We start from the raw sequence: 20289 nt of genomic DNA, 5'->3' as shown, positions 1-20289 counted from the left end.
TCCCTCCTTACAGTTCAGCGACCAGTTTATCAACGATGTCGCTGTTAGCAGCTTCATCTACGGAACGTTCAATGATCTTCTCGGCACCAGCGATAGCCAGCAGAGCAACTTGCTTGCGCAATTCTTCGCGAGCGCGTTTACGCTCTGCGTCGATTTCTGCCTGAGCCTGTGCGACGATTTTGTTGCGTTCCTGCTCTGCCTCGGTTTTAGCTTCTTCAACGATTTGAGCACGGCGTTTGTTCGCCTGTTCAATAATCACCTGAGCTTCTGCTTTGGCTTTTTTCAGCTGGTCGGTCGCGCTGGCCTTTGCAAGGTCAAGGTCCTTATGTGCACGTTCTGCAGAAGCGAGACCGTCAGCAATTTCTTTTTGACGTTTCTCGATGGCAGCCATTAACGGCGGCCATACATACTTCATGCAGAACAGAACAAACAGGACAAACGCGATGGCCTGGCCGAGGATTGTTGCGTTAAGATTCACAGCACAATGCCTCTTTGTTAGTTAACGTTCTGATATTGCTTGGTATCTTAAGCAACGCTCACTACGCGACGGCGAACATCACGTACAGACCCAGACCAACAGCGATCATCGGGATTGCATCTACCAGACCCATAACGATAAAGAACTGAGTACGCAGCAGAGGAATCAGATCAGGTTGACGCGCAGCGCCTTCCAGGAATTTGCCCCCGAGGATGCCGATACCGATCGCAGCACCGATTGCCGCCAGACCCATCATCACAGCGGCAGCCATGTACAGCAGATCCATATTCAGGTTTTCCATGACAGTCTCCAGTTTGTTTCAGTTAAAACGCAGTAGTGGTAAGTAAAATCAATGCTCTTCGGATGCCATCGACAGATAGACAATCGTCAGAACCATGAAGATGAAGGCTTGCAGCGTAATGATCAGGATGTGGAAAATGGCCCATGGCACATTCAGGATCCACTGTGACCACCACGGCAACAGGCCAGCAATCAGAATGAAAATCAGCTCACCGGCATACATGTTGCCGAACAGTCGCAGACCCAGTGATACAGGCTTGGACAGCAGGCTTACCCCTTCAAGGATTAAGTTGACAGGAATAAATGCCCAGTGATTGAACGGCTGCAGCGTCAGCTCTTTCGTGAAGCCGCCTATGCCTTTCATTTTGATGCTGTAGAACAGAATAAGGATGAATACGCCAAGCGCCATGGACAGGGTAATGTTCACGTCCGCAGACGGCACCACACGCAGGGCTGGCAGGCCAAAGACGTGCTCGCCAATGTACGGCAGCAGATCGATTGGCAGCAGGTCCATCAGGTTCATCAGGAATACCCAGACGAAAATCGTCAGGGCCAGCGGAGCGATAACTTTGCTTTTGCCATGGTACATGTCTTTCACGCTGCCATGCACAAAGCCGATAATCAGCTCAATTGCTGTCTGGAATTTACCCGGAACACCGCTGGTAGCGGTTTTCGCAACCTTGCGGAAGATAACCAGGAACAAGAGACCCAGGACCACTGAGAAAAACATGGAGTCAATATTGAGCGTCCAGAAGGTGGCCGGGGGATTATGCGGATCCACCAGCGAGAAAGTACGCAGGTCCAACTGAAGATTGTTCAGGTGGTGGCCTATATACTCCTGCGGTGTAGAGATTTCTCCTGCAGACATGATGCCTCTTACCCTTTGTTGTTAATTACAGCTGGTGCGAGTATCTGCACAACCAGCACCGAAACCCACGTCACTATCAGCGGTAAAACTACCGCCTTAAAAACGACCAGCGCCACCACCAGAATGATAAAACCCGCAACCACCTTTAACACTTCACCGATAGCGAATGTCCAGGCCACACGGCCTTTTGCGGGTGTATGCGCCTGATGACGCCAGGCAAAAAACATAAATAATACGTTCGGCAACCAGGCTGCCAGACCTCCACTAAACGCAGAAGCGCCCCACGAGGGGTCTTTGAGGCAAAACAGCAGTCCGATTGCCATTACTGCCAGAAGCTGGATGAACAAAAGCTTGCGGGCTATGTTCCAACTTAAGAGCGACACTGACATTACGTTTCTTACTCCTGCTCCCTTAGAGGTGCGCCGCGTGTCGTATAAAACTGTCTTTGCGGCTCGGAGTCAAGCCTCAAAAAGCGAGCAAATTATACGGTGCGGCCCCGTGATTTCAAACAATAAGTAGCAAAAAGGTGAACAAATGTTTAAATAATTTTCTGCACGCTTATTTTCCAACTTTTGATGAAACCCGGACATTTCTGGAAATGACGTAAATAAGCTAATTTACCGCGCGATAAAGCGTGCTCTCGATCACATATTAGACATCTCACATCTATTATACATTTGTCTGTCTCTTAAAGTGCTAAATGCATTTACTTGATAAATAAGCTGATTACGGATTACTCTTTTGAAAATAAGGCGCAACACTTCAAAAACCTTTTATTGACATCCTTGTTAAAACTTTAACAACGCGCGCTTCCGTTCTGTCCGCAGATATTTAGCAAGTTTATATTTTCGCAGTTGACTATTTTCAGCGTTAGTAACGACGCCGAAGTTAAGATTCAGGGAAAAATTTGTTGTCATTAAGTTAATTGTCAGCAGAAGTGTCGCTGAAAGTCTCCTGCATTTTTAACCCTGGCAACCCATCACTTTTTCTACTTTTTTTGATAAATATTAAGTTCTGGCTGGCTTAATAATCACCAGATGACGTTCGCCATCAAGCGCGGGAACCTGCAGACGGATAATATCCTCTACGCTAAACGCCTCCGGCAGCACCGCAATTTCATCATCCGGGCGCAGTCCCTTGAGCGCGTAGAAGCGGCCATTTTCCGCCGGAAGATGATGACACCAGTTCACCATATCCGTCAGGGAAGCGAACGCACGGCTAATGACGCCGTCAAACCCAGGCTCGGCAGGAAACGCCTCCACACGGCTTTGAACCGGCGTAATATTCTCAAGATGAAGCTCATGCTGAACCTGGCGCAGGAAGCGCACGCGCTTGCCTAAGCTATCGAGCAGGGTGAAATGCGCGTCCGGACGGACGATAGCCAGCGGAATACCCGGCAGGCCAGGCCCTGTGCCCACATCAATAAAACGCGTTCCCTGCAAATGCGGTTCAACAACGATGCTGTCGAGGATATGCCGAACCAGCATTTCTTCAGGATCGCGTACCGAGGTCAGGTTATATGCTTTGTTCCATTTGTGTAGCAGCTCAACGTAACCCACCAGCTGCTGCTTCTGGTTTTCAGGAAGCGTAATGCCTGCGTTATCCAGCAGGCGAGATAATTTATTAAGCACGATCGTCACAATCCATCAAAAAAAGGGGCCAGGAAATCCTGACCCGTTATCGACTATTTTCAGGCGCTGCGGCGCAGCAACCCTTGTTTTTTTAGCCAGACCAGCAAAATCGAAATCGCCGCAGGAGTGATCCCTGAGATACGCGATGCTTGTCCGATTGATACAGGTTTATGATCGTTGAGTTTTGCAATCACTTCGTTAGACAGCCCGCTCACCTGACGGTAATCCAGCGTAGCTGGCAGCACGGTGTTCTCATTACGCTGCTGTTTGTCGATTTCATCCTGCTGGCGCGCGATGTAGCCTTCGTACTTAACCTGGATCTCTACCTGTTCGGCAGATTGTTGATCTGCAAGCCCTGGCGCGAATGCTGAAAGCTGCATCATATCGGCATAGGTCATTTCCGGACGGCGCAGCAGATCTTCGCCGTTAGCTTCACGCGACAGCGGCGCACTCAGCTTCGCGTTAACTTCTTCGACCTGGGCCGAGTGCGGGTGCAGCCAGATCTCTTTCAGACGCTGACGCTCACGCTCGATGTTTTCCAGTTTTTCGTTGAAGCGCGCCCAGCGTTCGTCATCCACCAGCCCCATTTCACGGCCAGCGGCGGTTAAACGCAGATCCGCGTTATCTTCGCGCAACATCAGACGGTATTCAGCGCGGGAGGTAAACATGCGGTACGGCTCTTTGGTCCCGAGGGTGCAAAGATCGTCCACCAGCACGCCAAGGTATGCCTGATCGCGACGCGGCGCCCAGCCTTCTTTCTCGGCAGAATAACGTCCGGCGTTCAGACCCGCCAGCAGACCCTGTGCCGCGGCTTCTTCGTAACCGGTCGTACCGTTAATCTGGCCTGCAAAGAACAGACCCTGAATGTATTTACTTTCAAGCGTAGGTTTCAGATCGCGTGGATCGAAGAAGTCGTACTCAATGGCGTAGCCCGGACGAACAATCTTCGCGTTCTCCATGCCCTGCATAGAGCGGACGATCTGCATCTGCACGTCAAACGGCAGGCTGGTGGAGATGCCGTTTGGATAAATTTCGTTGCTGGTCAGGCCTTCAGGCTCAAGGAAAATTTGATGCTGATTGCGATCGGCAAAACGCATCACTTTATCTTCGATAGACGGGCAGTAACGAGGGCCAATCCCTTCGATAACGCCCGCGTACATTGGGCTGCGATCGAGGTTATTACGAATAACGTCGTGCGTTTTTTCGTTGGTGTAGGTGATGTAGCAAGGCACCTGCGTAGGATGCTGGTTCACATTCCCCATGAACGAGAACACCGGCGTTGGGTTATCGCCGTTCTGTTGCGCAAGCACGCTGAAATCGATAGTACGGGCGTCAATACGCGGAGGCGTACCGGTTTTCAGACGGCTGACGCGCAGCGGCAGTTCACGCAGACGACGTGAAAGCGGGATAGACGGCGGATCGCCTGCACGGCCACCGCTGTAGTTATCCAGCCCGATATGAATTTTGCCATCCAGGAAAGTCCCTACGGTCAGCACAACGGCTTTCGCACGGAACTTCAGCCCCATTTGCGTCACCGCCCCGACAACGCGATCGTTTTCCACAATCAGATCTTCTACCGCCTGCTGGAATATCATCAGGTTGGGTTGATTCTCAAGCGCTGTACGAACGGCCTGGCGGTATAACACACGGTCTGCCTGAGCGCGGGTAGCCCGAACCGCAGGGCCTTTGCTGGCGTTTAGTATCCTAAACTGAATACCGGCATGATCGATCGCTTTTGCCATCAATCCGCCCAGCGCGTCCACTTCCTTAACCAGATGTCCCTTGCCAATACCGCCGATCGCCGGATTACAGGACATCTGTCCCAGCGTGTCGATATTGTGTGTCAGAAGAAGGGTCTGTTGACCCATTCGGGCTGCGGCCATCGCGGCCTCGGTGCCTGCGTGACCCCCGCCAATGATGATGACGTCAAAAGGATCTGGATAAAACATGGTAACTGCCTCGTGGTTAAACGGGAGGGTGACTGATTCCCGGGTTGGCGATTCTACTCAACTTTAGTCGATGGAGAAAGTCCCGGGATCCTCACTAATTAAAAGAAGATCTTTTTTATTTAAAGATCTCTTTATTATGATCTCTTATTAGGATCGACCTGTCTTGTGGATAACCGATTTTAAGCTAAAGAGATCAAGAGATTGGGATGGATCGTTTGCTGTGAACTTCCGGTGATCCCACGCCGTATAAGCTGGGATCAAAAACGAGGGTTATGCACAACTCAAAAAGTGAACAGCGGTTGTTCTTTGGATAACTACCGCTTATTACGAGCTTTTACGCATAGTTATACACAGAATAAAGTTCGATCTTTACAAATCCTGGAGTAAATCTTTCCAGGATCCGACCCAAACTTCAGCTGGATCTTCAGGAATGTCATGATCGAGGATGTTCACTTTCAATAAAGATCCCACTCGTTTTGCACCGCAATCGCTAAGCAGGGCATCGATTTTTTCTATGGCGCCGCAAAAAGTGTCGTATTCACGGCTACCAATGCCCACTGCGCCATAGCGAACGTTGCTCAGATCCGGGTGTTCTTCCTTTATTGCATCGTAAAGCGGTTGCAGGTTATCCGGCAGATCGCCTGCGCCGTGCGTAGAGGAGACAATCAGCCATACCCCGCTGGTTTGCAGATCTTCAAGCAGCGGCCCATGCAGCGTTTCGGTAGAAAAACCAGCGTCATCAAGCTTCTCAGCAAGATGTTCAGCCACATATTCGGCGCTGCCAAGCGTACTGCCACTAATCAGAGTAATGTCTGCCATTGCGATCCCGCCTTTACAAGTCGTGGCGTATTGTACGCTGTGTAAGGCCTGCGATCTACCTGTGGATAATATGGGTATTATATTTCATCCTCAGGGCTTGATCGTCCGCATAATGGGGTTTTGCAGGGAGATCAGTGTCTCGGTGGACTGAATTTCATCAATTGTTTGGATCTTGTTGATAAGTACCTGTTGCAGGGCATCTATGGAACGACACATTACCTTAATAAAGATGCTGTAATGACCGGTGGTGTAGTAGGCCTCGGTTACTTCTTCGAGGCTTTCCAGCCTTGCCAGCGCAGAGGGGTAATCTTTAGCGCTCTTTAAAATAATGCCGATAAAGCAGCAAACGTCGTAACCCAGCTGCTTTGGGTTAACATCAATACGCGCGCCGGTGATTATCCCGGCCTGCTTCATCTTCTCTACGCGTACATGGATTGTGCCCGGACTTACGCCAAATTGTTTGGCCAGTTCGGCATACGCCGTTCGCGCATTTGCCATCAATGCATCAAGAATGCCGCGATCCAGATTGTCGATCTGATAATTATCCATCACTTTTTCCTATGTTTAATCACGAATATGTAATTTTTATAGCTTTAAATTAACCAATTAAAAAGAGGATGGCCTTTTTTATTATTGATTATTGAATGTTGGGTGCTTTCTGTTGCTTAATCACCGGTATTGAAACAACACAACGAAAGAGAAGAGCCATGAAAACCGCCTACATCGCTAAACAACGCCAGATTAGTTTTGTGAAATCCCATTTCTCCCGTCAGCTTGAAGAAAAATTGGGTCTGATTGAAGTTCAGGCACCGATTCTCAGCCGCGTGGGTGATGGTACACAGGATAATCTGTCCGGCTGTGAGAAAGCGGTACAGGTGAAGGTGAAAACCTTGCCTGAGGCGCAGTTTGAAGTGGTGCATTCCCTGGCCAAATGGAAAAGAAAAACGCTCGGCCAGCATGACTTCAGCGCGGGCGAGGGGCTTTACACGCACATGAAAGCCCTGCGCCCCGACGAAGATCGCCTGACCCCAATCCACTCCGTCTATGTAGATCAGTGGGACTGGGAACGCGTGATGGGTGACGGTGAACGCCACCTGGGCACGCTGAAACAGACCGTAGAAAGCATCTGGGCGGCAATGAAAGCGACGGAAGCTGCGGTCGGCGAACAGTACGGCCTCACGCCGTTCCTGCCGGAACAAATTCACTTCGTTCACAGCGAAGAACTGCAGCAGCGCTTCCCGGACCTGGATGCTAAAGGCCGTGAACGCGCTATCGCCAAAGAGCTGGGCGCCGTGTTCCTGATTGGTATCGGCGGCAAGCTGGCTGACGGTAAACGTCATGACGTTCGCGCCCCGGATTATGATGACTGGTCAACCCGCAGCGAAGGCGGTTTCTCGGGCCTGAACGGCGATATTCTGGTGTGGAACCCGGTACTGGAAGATGCGTTTGAGCTTTCTTCCATGGGGATCCGCGTGGATGCAGAAGCGCTGCAACGCCAGCTGGCGACAACCGGTGATGAAGATCGTCTGCAGCTTGATTGGCATCAGTCCTTATTGCAGGGCGAAATGCCGCAGACTATTGGCGGCGGGATTGGACAGTCGCGTCTGACGATGCTGCTGCTGCAACAGCCACATATCGGCCAGGTTCAGTGTGGCGTATGGCCTGCTGAGGTGCAGACTAAAGTCGATTCTCTGCTGTAAGCTTAGCGCTGCCAGCGTCGCAGCAGGCGGCTACGCATCCCGGTATCAAAGCGCCAGATATGATCGAAAATGCGCATGATGCCGGGTTTGCCATGTCCAGACATCGCCACAGCATGAAAGCGGTGCTGATGAGCCTGTTGTAACCCCTTCACCTTATTTATTACATCGTCCGGCAGCCGCTGGGCGATAAAATCTGAAATAACCACCGCGTCGGCATCGAACCATTCGCTGCCCTGCATTTTCTCGACTATTGCGCGAAAACAGCTTGCCAGATCGGTGCCGCCACGAAAACGCTGGCTGAGGAAACGGATCGCCTGTTCAATGCCGTCGCGCCCGCAAACCTCGTAGCGAACCACTTCGCTGGAAAACAGCATAATGAAGCAGCGACGGTTATCGGCAAGCGCTATGCGCATCAGAGCAAGACAAAACGCCTTGGCGCACTGTTCATTGAACCCGCCCATTGAGCCGGACGTGTCCACGCAGACGATAAACGGGCCGCGCGGCTGCTCATCGAAATCCTGATGGGCGACGGGGCGCTCAACTATTTTCTCTCGCCAGGCCTCGCCGTGCAGGCGGTAAGTAAGTAGCTGCTTCTCCACCAGCCTGCGGTAGAACTCAAACTCCAGTTCGGTAATGCCGAGCGTAGCCAGCTCTGGCGGCAGCAGACGCAGAATATCGTCGCTGCGCTGCAGGCCATCTACCTGCTCAGGCACCGTGGCCGGCTCGCGCACCATTATGCGCCAGTTTTCCATGGGGGAATCCTTTCTCGGCACGGCCTTAGCCTCTTTCGAGCGTCCGAGCTGTTCAGCCAGCTTCATTAATTCAGGCTGGCTGGCAAGAAACTCGCCGTACTGCACGATTAGCTGGTAGTCGCCGCGCTTAAGCGCCCCGGCGCTCATATCCCACAGCCGGCTGGCTGCGTTATCGTTTTCCGACAACACGGGTTCCAGCTGGCCGCTTAACGCCAGGCGAGCCTGCATTTCAGCCAGCAATCGATCGCGCTCATCTTCAAGCAGTTGCTGATTTAACGAGGTTGCCTGAACGACCAGGCTCAGGCGCCAGCGCTGCAGAAACAGGGTTTGCTGCGCCGGGGTAAAGTGAGGGTGCTCCGCCACCAGCGCCTGTGCTTGCCCAAAGAAAGGAGAGTTGACGCGCTTTATCAGCGCCAGTATTTCAGGCTGCTTTACGATGAGCTGGCTGGTGGAGAGCCGCTGGCTTTCCTGATAACACAGTACCTCGCTTGCCAGCTCCGGCGGCACCTTAGCGTCATGAAGCCTGGCCCTGAGCAGCTCCCGCCAGCGTGGAATATCCTGTGTGACAGCATTTTTAAGCCGTGGGAATTTTTCAAAGAAAACCGCCAGTTGGGGAGCGGCCAGCAAAGTCAGTATTATGTCTTCTATCAATTCTCCTTCACTGATAGCCAGAATAGCGTCGAGCGTCTCCAGACTCAGCATTATTGCCGGGCTTCTTTGATTTGTGCGGCGACGTCCTGCAGGCTGGCTTCAATCTTGCCCAGCCAGTCATTCTGGATAAACAGACATTTTTGCTGAGCGTTAAAACGCTCGTGCTGCTGGTGAAGAGAAGCTTCAAGATCGTCGAATTGGTGTTTGATCTCATCCGGCATACCCTGCTGCTGTTTGCCCGGCATCGCCAGCCGGGTTCCCTGCAGGCTGACATCCCTGATAACCAGGTGCTGCGTGGCGTCCACTTCCAGATTCAGCGACTGGGCAAAACCGATGCCGTTAAGTTTCCCGCGAATTTCCCCACCTTTTACCAGCCACTGGGCCAGCGACTCGCGGTTTATCGCGACGTGGATAACTTCTATATCATGCAGTTTCAGCGGCTGCTGAAGCAGAAACGTCAGGGATTCCCCGGTGAGATAATCGGGAAGCTGGTAGTGCGGGCGGCGGCTGAACATCCCGCTCTGCTTGCTCACGGTGATGGCTTCGCGGTCGCTATGCTGCTGCTGCATCTGGATACGGCGCTGTATGATAGCCCCGAGCGTGCCGAGCATCTTGTGCTGCTGCCAGGCCTTCCCGGTCATCAATATTTCCAGCTGCTGCTGCATCAGATTCATGGCGGCCGTGTCGTGCCACAGGCAGTCTTTTAAAAGAATAAGATCGATGGGAGCGACCAGAGTCCGGCCGCTGAAAAAGGCGCTGGCCTGCAACAGGCGAATCGCTTTTTTCCAGCGTCGGTCGGAAACATAAGGCGCACCCGATAGCTCATCAAGCTGCTGACGCAGGGTGAATATCAGTTCAAAGACATCATCAGGCAGAGCGACTTTACCGATATCCTGCTGCCAGGCGAAATACTCCTCGTCGCTCACCTGCAAACTTTCCGCTACGGGATTTTCGTTTTCATCCTGCTGGCTGACGAGCATGGAGCGGAAATTACCCTTTTCCTGCACTTTATCGAGCCACAGGCGGATCAGCATTCGGTCATATAACGCTTCGAGGCTGCTGTCGGCTTCGGGGAGTTCATTGGAAGCGGCCACCAGCAGACGCATCGGTATCTTCTCTTCGCTGGCTCCGTTTCTGAAGCGGCGTTCATTGATGGCGGTAAGTAAGGTGTTAAGAATGGCTGGTCCCGCCTTCCAGATTTCATCGAGAAAGACGATTTCCGCTTCCGGCAGATACCCGGCGGTGAGGCGCTCGTAGCGTCCCTCATCTTTCAGCGCCTGGATAGACAGCGGCCCGAAGACTTCTTCCGGCGTAGAAAAGCGCGTCATCAGATACTCAAAAGCACGGGCATGTTTGAAGGCAAATTTAAGGCGACGAGCAATCAGGCTTTTGGCGATGCCCGGCGGCCCTAATAAAAAGACGCTCTCCCCGCTGAGGGCTGCCAGCAGGCAAAGCCGGATAGCGTGTTGACGTTCAAACAATCCTTTTTCAAGCGACGAGCTGAGCCGTGAAATTCTTTCCGCCAGTAAATGTGGTTGCGCCATAATTAGCTTTGCGTCCTTACGTGGTTATCGCTGTGCGGGAAGGCGAGTATATCGCTTCTGCATAATCCCGTTAATGGATTGATGAACTAGCCTTTTTTCTCTGACCTAAGTTAAGCCAGTTGCATTTAAGGATACGATTTCTTCCATTATCGTGCATACTGTGCGCCTTTTTGTGGGCCAAGGGACTAAGCACACGCTTGCAGGATTCCAACAAAAGATTAGTCTATGAGCGCTGATAATAAACAATCATTGCCGGCTATTACGCTGGCTGCAATTGGTGTGGTGTACGGGGATATTGGCACCAGCCCGCTTTATACCCTCCGTGAATGTCTGTCCGGTCAGTTCGGGTTTGGTGTAGAACGAGAAGCCGTATTCGGCTTTTTATCCTTAATTTTCTGGCTGCTGATCTTAGTCGTCTCCGTTAAATATCTTACTTTTGTCATGCGGGCGGACAACGCCGGTGAGGGTGGTATTTTAACGCTGATGTCACTGGCGGGGCGTAACACCTCGGCAAAAATGACCTCGGTGCTGGTGATCATGGGATTGATCGGCGGCAGCTTCTTCTACGGTGAGGTAGTGATAACCCCGGCAATATCGGTAATGTCGGCCATTGAAGGGCTTGAGATAGCCGCTCCGCAGCTTGATACCTATATCGTTCCGCTGTCGATAATCGTACTGACGCTGCTGTTTATTATTCAGAAACACGGCACGGGCATGGTGGGCAAGCTGTTTGCTCCGGTGATGCTGCTCTGGTTCCTGGTGCTGGCCGTGCTGGGCGCACGCAGCATCATCGCTAACCCGGAAGTGCTTCAGGCGCTGAACCCGGCATGGGCCGTGCATTTCTTCCTGGCATACAAAACGATTTCGTTTTTTGCTCTTGGCGCGGTCGTGCTTTCGATTACCGGCGTGGAAGCGCTGTATGCGGACATGGGCCACTTCGGTAAGTTCCCGATCCGCATTGCGTGGTTTACCGTAGTACTGCCGTCGCTGGTGCTGAATTACTTTGGCCAGGGCGCGCTGCTGCTAAAAACGCCGGAGGCTATCAAAAACCCGTTCTTCCTGCTGGCACCCGACTGGGCGCTTATTCCCCTGATGATTCTGGCTACGCTCGCTACGGTTATCGCCTCTCAGGCGGTTATTTCCGGCGTCTTCTCGCTGACTCGCCAGGCGGTACGTCTGGGCTATCTGTCGCCTATGCGCATTATCCATACCTCGGAAATGGAGTCCGGGCAGATTTACGTTCCGGCGATTAACTGGCTTCTCTACATCTCCGTGGTGATTGTGATTGTCAGCTTCGAGCATTCCAGCAATCTGGCGGCGGCCTACGGCATTGCGGTAACCGGCACCATGGTACTGACCTCTATTCTCTCATGCACCGTGGCGCGCAAAAACTGGCACTGGAACAGCCTTGCCGTCCTGTTGATGGGCGTTGGTTTCCTGTGTATCGATATTCCGCTGTTTTCGGCAAACGTCATTAAAATATTTTCCGGTGGTTGGCTCCCGCTCTGTCTGGCGCTGGTGATGTTTATCATCATGACTACCTGGAAGAGCGAACGTTTCCGCCTGCTCAGGCGCATGCATGAACACGGTAACTCTCTGGATGCGATGATCGTATCACTGGAGAAATCGCCGCCGGTACGCGTTCCCGGCACAGCGGTATATATGTCCCGTGCGCTAAACGTCATTCCTTTTGCGATGCTGCATAACCTGAAGCACAACAAAGTGTTGCATGAACGAGTGGTATTCCTGACGCTGCGAACGGAAGATGCGCCTTACGTCCACAACGTGAAGCGTGTTTCTATCGAGCAGCTTTCGCCGACCTTCTGGCGCGTGGTGGCGTGTTACGGCTGGCGTGAAACGCCAAATATGGAAGAAATTTTCCACCGCTGTGGTCTGGAAGGACTCAGCTGCAGAATGACGGAAACCTCGTTCTTTATGTCACACGAGTCGCTGATCATCGGCAAACGCCCATGGTATCTGCGTCTGCGCGGCAAGCTGTTCCTCGCGCTTCAGCGCAACGCCCTGCGAGCGCCGGACCAGTTTGAAATCCCACCAAACAGGGTTATCGAACTGGGCACCCAGGTCGAGATTTAATTTGGAAAAAAGCCAGAAATGCGTAGTCTTCTGGCTTTTTTCTTAACCCCATCAAAATCAACGGCTTGAATTGCCAAAAATAAAAGCCACCTTTTATCCTGTTACTCATTTTTTTGAACGTGCGCGCTCACATTTCGCCGTCCGTTAAAGGAAGGAGCGAAACGTTTCGATGGCGATCACATTTTCATAACCTGATGGTTGTTTTGTCGCCGCTACATTTCTTACACTCCCGATCAGCGAAACGTTTCGCTAGTGGAGTAAGAAAATGAAGAAAGGTACCGTTCTCAACGCTGATATCTCGTCCGTTATTTCCCGTCTTGGCCACACCGACACGCTGGTGGTTGCCGATGCTGGATTGCCAATTCCGCGTAGTACGCAGCGTATTGATTTGGCTCTGACTCACGGCGTGCCGGGTTTTATGCAGGTCGTGGATGTCGTAACGCAAGAGATGCAGGTTGAATCCGCTATCCTCGCTCAGGAAATTCAACAACATAATCCACAGCTCCACGAAACGTTGCTCAAACACCTCGAGCAACTGCAACAACATCAGGGAAACACCATTGCTGTTCGCTATATCAGCCATGAACAGTTCAAGCAGCACACCGCTGATGCACATGCGGTTATTCGCAGCGGGGAGTGTTCTCCCTATGCGAATATCATTCTCTGTGCTGGCGTAACTTTCTGAGGCCGGCATGGAACCGTTACTGCAATTAAAAGGGATCGATAAATCGTTCCCTGGCGTAAAAGCGCTTTCCGGCGCCGCGCTGAACGTTTATCCGGGGCGCGTGATGGCGCTGGTGGGTGAAAACGGCGCGGGCAAATCCACCATGATGAAAGTATTAACCGGCATTTATCAACGCGATGCCGGTTCGCTGTTATGGCTGGGCCAGGAAACTACCTTTAACGGCCCGAAATCCTCACAGGAAGCGGGCATCGGTATCATTCATCAGGAACTCAACCTGATCCCGCAGCTCAGCATTGCGGAAAATATCTTCCTTGGACGCGAATTCATCAACCGCTTCGGCAGAATCGAATGGAAGAAGATGTATGCCGAGGCGGATAAGCTGCTGGCGAAGCTGAACCTGCGCTTTAACAGCCAGCGGCTGGTGGGCGATCTGTCGATTGGCGATCAGCAGATGGTTGAGATAGCCAAGGTGCTGAGCTTTGAATCGAAAGTCATCGTCATGGATGAGCCTACCGATGCGCTGACCGATACCGAAACAGAATCTCTGTTCCGCGTTATCCGCGAGCTGAAGGCTCAGGGGCGCGGCATCGTCTATATCTCTCACCGCATGAAAGAGATTTTTGAAGTTTGCGATGATGTGACGGTCTTTCGCGACGGGCAGTTTATTGCCGAACGTGAAGTGGCGACGCTAACCGAAGATTCACTGATCGAAATGATGGTGGGGCGCAAGCTTGAAGACCAGTATCCGCGGCTGAATAAAGAGCCGGGCGACGTTCGTCTGCGCGTTGATAACCTCTCCGGACCCGGCGTGAATGACGTCAGCTTTACCTTACGTAAAGGTGAGATCCTTGGCGTTGCCGGGCTGATGGGCGCTGGCCGCACAGAATTAATGAAAGTGCTTTACGGCGCGCTGCCGCGTACCGGCGGCTATGTTGCGCTGGATGGTCGGGAAGTCGTGGCGCGTTCCCCACAGGATGGCCTGGCGAACGGTATCGTTTATATCTCCGAAGACCGCAAGCGCGATGGGCTGGTGCTCGGTATGTCGGTCAAAGAAAACATGTCGCTAACCGCGCTACGCTATTTCAGCCACAACGTCGGCAGCCTGAAGCATAAAGACGAGCAGCAGGCGGTGCAGGACTTTGTCCGTCTGTTCAACGTTAAAACGCCTTCCATCGAACAGCCTATCGGCCTGCTTTCCGGCGGCAATCAGCAAAAGGTCGCGATTGCGCGTGGGCTGATGACGCGTCCGAAAGTATTGATTCTTGATGAACCGACACGCGGCGTCGACGTTGGGGCGAAGAAAGAGATTTATCAGTTAATTAACCAGTTTAAAGCCGATGGGTTAAGCATCATCCTCGTCTCGTCAGAAATGCCGGAAGTGCTGGGAATGAGCGATCGCATCATGGTGATGCATGAAGGCCATCTCGGTGGGGTGTTTACTCGTGAAGAGGCCACCCAGGAAACATTGATGGCGGCGGCCGTCGGTAAGCTAAATCGCGTGAATCAGGAGTCTGTATAAATGAGCACCCAGTCTGTTTCGTCCCGTCGCTGGTTCACAAAAGCGTGGCTGTTGGATCAAAAATCGCTGATCGCCCTGCTGGTGCTGATTGCGATTGTTTCCAGCCTGAGCCCGAACTTCTTCACCGTAAATAACCTGTTTAACATCCTGCAGCAAACCTCCGTGAACGCCATTATGGCGGTGGGAATGACGCTGGTTATTCTTACTTCCGGGATCGACCTGTCCGTCGGTTCATTGCTGGCGCTGACCGGAGCGGTAGCCGCCTCGATTGTTGGTTTAGAGGTGAATGCGCTGGTCGCGGTTGCCGCGGCGCTGGCGCTAGGTGCCGCCATCGGGGCCGTGACTGGCGTTATCGTTGCGAAAGGGCGCGTACAGGCGTTTATCGCAACATTGGTAATGATGCTGTTATTACGCGGCGTGACCATGGTTTACACCAACGGGAGTCCGGTAAATACCGGCTTCTCGGATAACGCCGATCTTTTTGGCTGGTTCGGTATCGGACGCCCGCTGGGTATTCCTGCGCCGGTCTGGATTATGGCAATTGTCTTCCTGGCCGCGTGGTACATGCTGCACCATACTCGCCTGGGCCGTTACATTTACGCGCTTGGCGGCAACGAAGCGGCGACGCGTCTTTCCGGCATCAGCGTCAATAAAGTAAAAATTATCGTTTATTCGCTCTGTGGTCTGCTGGCTTCGCTGGCCGGAATCATCGAAGTGGCGCGGCTTTCCTCTGCGCAGCCAACTGCGGGTACCGGCTATGAGCTGGATGCTATCGCCGCCGTTGTTTTGGGTGGTACAAGCCTTGCGGGCGGGAAAGGTCGTATTGTCGGGACGCTGATCGGTGCGTTGATCTTAGGCTTCCTGAACAACGGGCTGAATTTATTAGGTGTTTCTTCTTATTACCAGATGATCGTCAAAGCAGTGGTTATTTTACTGGCGGTGCTGGTGGACAACAAAAAGCAGTAACAATCATAACCCTACAGGACATCTGACTATGAATATGAAAAAACTGGCTACTCTGGTTTCCGCTGTTGCGCTGAGCGCCACCGTGAGTGCGAACGCCATGGCAAAAGAGACCATCGCGCTGGTTGTTTCCACGCTCAACAACCCATTCTTCGTTTCGCTGAAAGACGGCGCGCAGAAAGAAGCCGACAAACTGGGTTACAACCTGGTGGTGCTGGATTCTCAGAACAACCCGGCTAAAGAGCTGGCTAACGTGCAGGACCTGACCGTTCGTGGCACTAAACTGATGCTTATCAACCCAACCGATTCCGATGCGGTGGGCAACGCGGTAAAAATGGCTAATCAGGCTAAAATCCCGGTAATTACCCTCGACCGTATGGCAAACCAGGGCACCGTGGTCAGCCATATCGCTTCTGACAACGTAGCCGGTGGTAAAATGGCGGGTGACTTTATCGCTAAGAAACTGGGCGATGGCGCGAAAGTTATCGAACTGCAGGGCATCGCCGGTGCATCTGCGGCTCGCGAACGTGGTGAAGGTTTCAAACAGGCTACCGCGGCACACAAATTTACCGTACTGGCGAGCCAGCCTGCTGACTTCGACCGTACTAAGGGCCTGAACGTCATGCAGAACCTGCTGACCGCACATCCGGATGTACAGGCCGTGTTTGCTCAGAACGATGAAATGGCGCTGGGAGCACTGCGCGCGCTGCAAACGGCAGGCAAATCTGACGTGCTGGTTGTTGGCTTCGACGGCACCGATGACGGCGTAAAAGCGGTTGAAGGCGGCAAGCTGGGCGCAACCGTGGCGCAGATGGCTGACCAGATCGGTGTTATCGGCGTTGAAACGGCGGATAAAGTCCTGAAGGGCGAAAAAGTTGAGTCGAATATCCCGGTTGACCTGAAACTGGTCACCAAATAAGACGACAGATAAAAGCAGGGCATCGCGCCACTTTGTAAGTTCAAAGTGGCGCACTTAACCGGACAGAAAAATGAAAACGAAAGGCAGTCTCGTTGTCCTCGGCAGTATTAACGCTGACCATATCCTTAACCTCGAACATTTTCCAACGCCGGGTGAAACGGTTACCGGGCAGGAATACCAGGTCGCGTTCGGCGGGAAGGGCGCAAACCAGGCAGTTGCAGCTGGGCGCAGCGGCGCCAATATTGCCTTTATTGCCTGCGTCGGCGGCGATGACACCGGCAGCCGCGTTTGCAGGCAACTCGCCTGCGATAAAATAGATACCTCTTCCATCAGCACTATTAAAGAAGCCGCCACCGGCGTTGCGCTAATCTTCGTTAACGGCGCCGGGGAAAACGTCATTGGTATTCATGCTGGTGCGAACGGCGCGTTAACGCCCGAACTGGTAGCAAAGCACCAGCAGAAAATTGCAGAGGCCTCCGCACTGCTGATGCAGCTGGAATCGCCGCTGGAAAGCGTGCTGGCTGCGGCTAAGATTGCTCATCAGCATCAGACCAAAGTTGTGCTTAATCCCGCACCTGCCTGTGCATTATCGGACGAGCTGCTGGAGCTGGTGGATACGATCACCCCGAATGAAACCGAAGCGGAAAAGCTCACCGGCATTCGTGTTGAAAATGACGCAGATGCAGCGAAAGCCGCTCAGGCATTACACGATAAAGGTATTGAAACCGTCATTATTACGCTTGGCAGCCGCGGCGTCTGGCTGAGCGAACAGGGCAAAGGGCAGCGCGTTCCGGGCTTTAAGGTTAAAGCTGTGGATACGATTGCCGCCGGGGATACTTTTAACGGTGCGCTGGTGACGGCGTTGCTGGAAGAGAAACCGATGAATGAGGCGATTCGTTTTGCGCACGCCGCCGCCGCTATTGCCGTAACACGTAAAGGCGCGCAGCCTTCCGTGCCGTGGCGTAATGAAATCGACGAGTTCTTGCAGCAGCAGGGGTAATCTTGGCTACCATGAAAGATGTCGCTCGCCTCGCGGGCGTCTCCACCTCGACGGTTTCTCACGTCATCAATAACGACCGCTTCGTGAGCGAGGCTATTCGCGAAAAGGTCGATGTAGCCATCAAAACGCTGAACTATGCGCCCTCCGCGCTGGCGCGTAGCCTCAAGCTAAACCAGACCCACACCATCGGCATGCTAATCACCGCCAGCAGCAACCCGTTCTATTCTGAGCTGGTGCGCGGCGTTGAACGTAGCTGCTTCGAGCGCGGATACAGTCTGGTGCTGTGCAATACAGAAGGCGATGAGCAGCGCATGAACCGCAATCTGGAGACGCTGATGCAAAAACGCGTCGATGGCCTGCTGTTGCTGTGTACCGAAACCCATCTGCCTTCGGCTGAGATAATGAATCGCTATCCTTCCATTCCAACGGTGATGATGGACTGGGCGCCTTTTGAAGGTGAAAGCGACGTGATTCAGGATAACTCCCTGCTGGGGGGCGAAATGGCGACTCAGCATCTTATCGATAATGGTTACACCCGCATTGCCTGTATCGCCGGGTCACAGGATAAAACGCCCGCCAGATTGCGCCTTGAAGGTTATCGCAAAGCAATGAACGGTGCGGGGCTGGTAATTCATCCGGGTTATGAAATCATTGGCGATTTTGAGTTTCAGGGCGGATTTACGGCCATGAATTCTCTTCTGGCGTTGGAGCAACCGCCTCATGCGGTATTCACCGGAAACGATGCGATGGCGGTGGGCGCTTATCATGCGCTGTATCAGGCGGGTTTGAGCGTGCCGAAGGATATGGCCGTGGTTGGTTATGATGATATTGAACTGGCGCGATATATGGCACCGCCGCTCACGACTGTTCACCAGCCCAAAGATGAACTGGGTGAGCTGGCCGTGGACGTGTTAATTCATCGCATGGCGCAGCCTACGCTGGCTCAACAGCGACTGTTACTGACACCGGAGCTGGTGGAACGCGGTTCAGTTTAATACGGCCTCTTATTTAACCTGCGTGGTTGTCAGCGAAAGGTTCCTTTAAGAGCGCCTGGCAGGCGGTTAATGCAGCCTGGCTATCTCCCCGGTTAATGGCATCAACAATGGCCCGATGTAAATCGAGCTTGATGACTTCATCGTTGGTTATCGCCGTGAAGTAGTTGTAATAGATAGAACGGAACAGATTTGCGAAAGAACTCAGGAAAGGGTTACCGCTCATTTCATAGATGTGTTCATGGTAGGCCATGTCCACCTCTATCCAGCGTTCGCGGTCAAAGGTAGTCTTTAGCTTGACCATCTCCGCCATCTTCTCGTTGAGATATGCCTTTTGTTCTTTATTACCGTTTATCGCGGCGAGTGAGCAGGCCTGAGGTTCCAGGCTGTTACGCATGACAAGGAAGTAATTCACTACATCGTTGAAGTTCTCTTCCGTCATCCACCACGTCAGCAGCTCCTTATCAAGGAAGTTCCAGTGGCTGCGGGGCATAACGCGAGTGCCGATGCGCGGGCGGGGCAAAACCATTCCTTTTGCGGTTAATGTCTTTACTGCTTCTCGTACGGCCGTGCGGCTAACCCCGAACAGCTCACCCAGTTCTATCTCACCGGGCAAAATACTACCCGCTTCATATTCCCCACGCAGGATTTGCTGGGCTAGTTTCTCCGCAAGAACATATGAAAGATTCTTCTGGGCCGCGAGCTGTTGGGCAGATAAAGACATTTGTGCAATTCCTTTAGCCATGATTCTTTTTGTAGTATGCCATCTGGCATCTTTTTTTGATGATTAAAACAGCAAATATCCCGCGTTACATGGGTTTTGCAGCCGTTTTGGTGAAAAAGAAGGCGTTTAGTAATTTATTTGCAATAAACGCTTGTCACGTTCCGAAAAATCCCTATACTGCGCCTCCACTGACACGGCACAACGGCTTACAAACCGGCCCGTCAGGCAGACGAAAGCGAAAATAAACGCTTGACTCTGAAAGAGGAAAGCGTAATATACGCCACCTCGAGTTACCCGGCGAAAGCGCGTAACTCACTGCTCTTTAACAATTTATCAGACAATCTGTGTGGGCACTCGCAGGATTGATATCTCAGCATCTTCGGGTGCAAAAAAATATCAAGTCTTGAAGAGTGACCAGACAGTAATTCATTTAAGTGAATTATTTGAAAGTAATCTTTGAGCACCGCTGCACGAGTTGCAGCACATCAGACTTTTAATTGAAGAGTTTGATCATGGCTCAGATTGAACGCTGGCGGCAGGCCTAACACATGCAAGTCGGACGGTAACAGGAAGCAGCTTGCTGCTTTGCTGACGAGTGGCGGACGGGTGAGTAATGTCTGGGAAACTGCCTGATGGCGGGGGATAACCACTGGAAACGGTGGCTAATACCGCATAACGTCGCAAGACCAAAGAGGGGGACC

The 20289-nt window shown here is 52.5% G+C and carries 19 protein-coding genes and 1 rRNA gene; 9 read left to right on the top strand and 11 right to left on the bottom strand.

What is annotated here, in order from left to right:
- Nucleotides 1-7: 7 nt before the first annotated feature.
- From atpF to asnC, 8 genes are all read right to left on the bottom strand, one after another.
- Nucleotides 8-478 (bottom strand): F0F1 ATP synthase subunit B, encoded by a 471-nt coding sequence (gene atpF, locus E2L00_RS14710; protein ID WP_121263716.1) that lies wholly within the window; start codon nucleotides 476-478, stop codon nucleotides 8-10.
- A gap of 61 nt (nucleotides 479-539) precedes the next feature.
- Entirely contained in the window at nucleotides 540-779 is a 240-nt protein-coding gene (gene atpE, locus E2L00_RS14705) for a F0F1 ATP synthase subunit C (protein WP_000429386.1), read from the bottom strand.
- Between the two features lie 48 nt (nucleotides 780-827).
- On the bottom strand, nucleotides 828-1646 hold the full coding sequence (gene atpB / locus E2L00_RS14700) for a F0F1 ATP synthase subunit A (RefSeq protein ID WP_121263719.1): 819 nt from the start codon (nucleotides 1644-1646) through the stop codon (nucleotides 828-830).
- 8 nt (nucleotides 1647-1654) lie between these two features.
- The gene (gene atpI, locus E2L00_RS14695; RefSeq protein ID WP_167612913.1) at nucleotides 1655-2035 is read right to left on the bottom strand and encodes a F0F1 ATP synthase subunit I; all 381 of its coding nucleotides are present in this window, start codon (nucleotides 2033-2035) and stop codon (nucleotides 1655-1657) included.
- Between the two features lie 618 nt (nucleotides 2036-2653).
- Entirely contained in the window at nucleotides 2654-3277 is a 624-nt protein-coding gene (rsmG, locus tag E2L00_RS14690) for a 16S rRNA (guanine(527)-N(7))-methyltransferase RsmG (protein ID WP_167612911.1), read from the bottom strand.
- 59 nt (nucleotides 3278-3336) lie between these two features.
- Entirely contained in the window at nucleotides 3337-5226 is a 1890-nt protein-coding gene (mnmG, locus tag E2L00_RS14685; protein WP_167612909.1) for a tRNA uridine-5-carboxymethylaminomethyl(34) synthesis enzyme MnmG, read from the bottom strand.
- 369 nt (nucleotides 5227-5595) lie between these two features.
- Complete coding sequence (gene mioC / locus E2L00_RS14680; RefSeq protein WP_167612907.1) at nucleotides 5596-6045, bottom strand: FMN-binding protein MioC; 450 nt, start codon at nucleotides 6043-6045, stop codon at nucleotides 5596-5598.
- Nucleotides 6046-6135: 90 nt separating this feature from the next.
- Nucleotides 6136-6594, bottom strand: a complete 459-nt coding sequence (gene asnC, locus E2L00_RS14675; protein WP_167612906.1) for a transcriptional regulator AsnC — start codon at nucleotides 6592-6594, stop codon at nucleotides 6136-6138.
- Nucleotides 6595-6752: 158 nt separating this feature from the next.
- Here asnC and asnA point away from each other — a divergent pair, with 158 nt between their 5' ends.
- Nucleotides 6753-7745, top strand: a complete 993-nt coding sequence (asnA, locus tag E2L00_RS14670) for an aspartate--ammonia ligase (RefSeq protein WP_167612904.1) — start codon at nucleotides 6753-6755, stop codon at nucleotides 7743-7745.
- A gap of 2 nt (nucleotides 7746-7747) precedes the next feature.
- Here the strand turns inward: asnA and viaA are convergent, their stop codons facing one another.
- The gene (viaA, locus tag E2L00_RS14665) at nucleotides 7748-9199 is read right to left on the bottom strand and encodes an ATPase RavA stimulator ViaA (protein ID WP_167612902.1); all 1452 of its coding nucleotides are present in this window, start codon (nucleotides 9197-9199) and stop codon (nucleotides 7748-7750) included.
- Nucleotides 9199-10692 (bottom strand): ATPase RavA, encoded by a 1494-nt coding sequence (gene ravA / locus E2L00_RS14660; protein ID WP_167612900.1) that lies wholly within the window; start codon nucleotides 10690-10692, stop codon nucleotides 9199-9201. The genes viaA and ravA overlap by 1 nt, the downstream gene beginning before the upstream one ends.
- A gap of 225 nt (nucleotides 10693-10917) precedes the next feature.
- On the opposite strand from ravA, the gene kup reads away from it, so the two are divergent.
- The 7 genes from kup to rbsR all read left to right on the top strand — a co-directional run bounded on the left by kup (nucleotide 10918) and on the right by rbsR (nucleotide 18867).
- Complete coding sequence (kup, locus tag E2L00_RS14655; RefSeq protein ID WP_167612898.1) at nucleotides 10918-12786, top strand: low affinity potassium transporter Kup; 1869 nt, start codon at nucleotides 10918-10920, stop codon at nucleotides 12784-12786.
- Between the two features lie 265 nt (nucleotides 12787-13051).
- The gene (gene rbsD / locus E2L00_RS14650) at nucleotides 13052-13471 is read left to right on the top strand and encodes a D-ribose pyranase (RefSeq protein ID WP_167612896.1); all 420 of its coding nucleotides are present in this window, start codon (nucleotides 13052-13054) and stop codon (nucleotides 13469-13471) included.
- A 7-nt stretch (nucleotides 13472-13478) separates the two neighbouring features.
- Nucleotides 13479-14990, top strand: a complete 1512-nt coding sequence (gene rbsA / locus E2L00_RS14645) for a ribose ABC transporter ATP-binding protein RbsA (protein WP_167612893.1) — start codon at nucleotides 13479-13481, stop codon at nucleotides 14988-14990.
- Entirely contained in the window at nucleotides 14991-15956 is a 966-nt protein-coding gene (gene rbsC, locus E2L00_RS14640; protein ID WP_167612891.1) for a ribose ABC transporter permease, read from the top strand.
- Between the two features lie 28 nt (nucleotides 15957-15984).
- On the top strand, nucleotides 15985-16872 hold the full coding sequence (gene rbsB, locus E2L00_RS14635) for a ribose ABC transporter substrate-binding protein RbsB (protein WP_167612889.1): 888 nt from the start codon (nucleotides 15985-15987) through the stop codon (nucleotides 16870-16872).
- A gap of 70 nt (nucleotides 16873-16942) precedes the next feature.
- Nucleotides 16943-17872 (top strand): ribokinase, encoded by a 930-nt coding sequence (gene rbsK / locus E2L00_RS14630; RefSeq protein ID WP_167612887.1) that lies wholly within the window; start codon nucleotides 16943-16945, stop codon nucleotides 17870-17872.
- A gap of 2 nt (nucleotides 17873-17874) precedes the next feature.
- Complete coding sequence (rbsR, locus tag E2L00_RS14625; protein ID WP_167612885.1) at nucleotides 17875-18867, top strand: ribose operon transcriptional repressor RbsR; 993 nt, start codon at nucleotides 17875-17877, stop codon at nucleotides 18865-18867.
- Between the two features lie 13 nt (nucleotides 18868-18880).
- On the opposite strand, the gene E2L00_RS14620 is transcribed toward rbsR, so the two are convergent.
- Nucleotides 18881-19588: a FadR/GntR family transcriptional regulator gene (locus E2L00_RS14620; protein WP_167612883.1), complete on the bottom strand. Its 708-nt coding sequence runs from the start codon at nucleotides 19586-19588 to the stop codon at nucleotides 18881-18883.
- 494 nt (nucleotides 19589-20082) lie between these two features.
- On the opposite strand from E2L00_RS14620, the gene E2L00_RS14615 reads away from it, so the two are divergent.
- Nucleotides 20083-20289: ribosomal RNA gene (locus E2L00_RS14615) — 16S ribosomal RNA — on the top strand; the annotation flags it as partial.

The sequence above is a fragment of the Cedecea colo genome (assembly GCF_011808225.1).
In the GTDB taxonomy this organism is placed as follows: Bacteria; Pseudomonadota; Gammaproteobacteria; order Enterobacterales; family Enterobacteriaceae; genus Dryocola; species Dryocola colo.
This window is presented reverse-complemented; position numbering and strand designations above follow the sequence as displayed.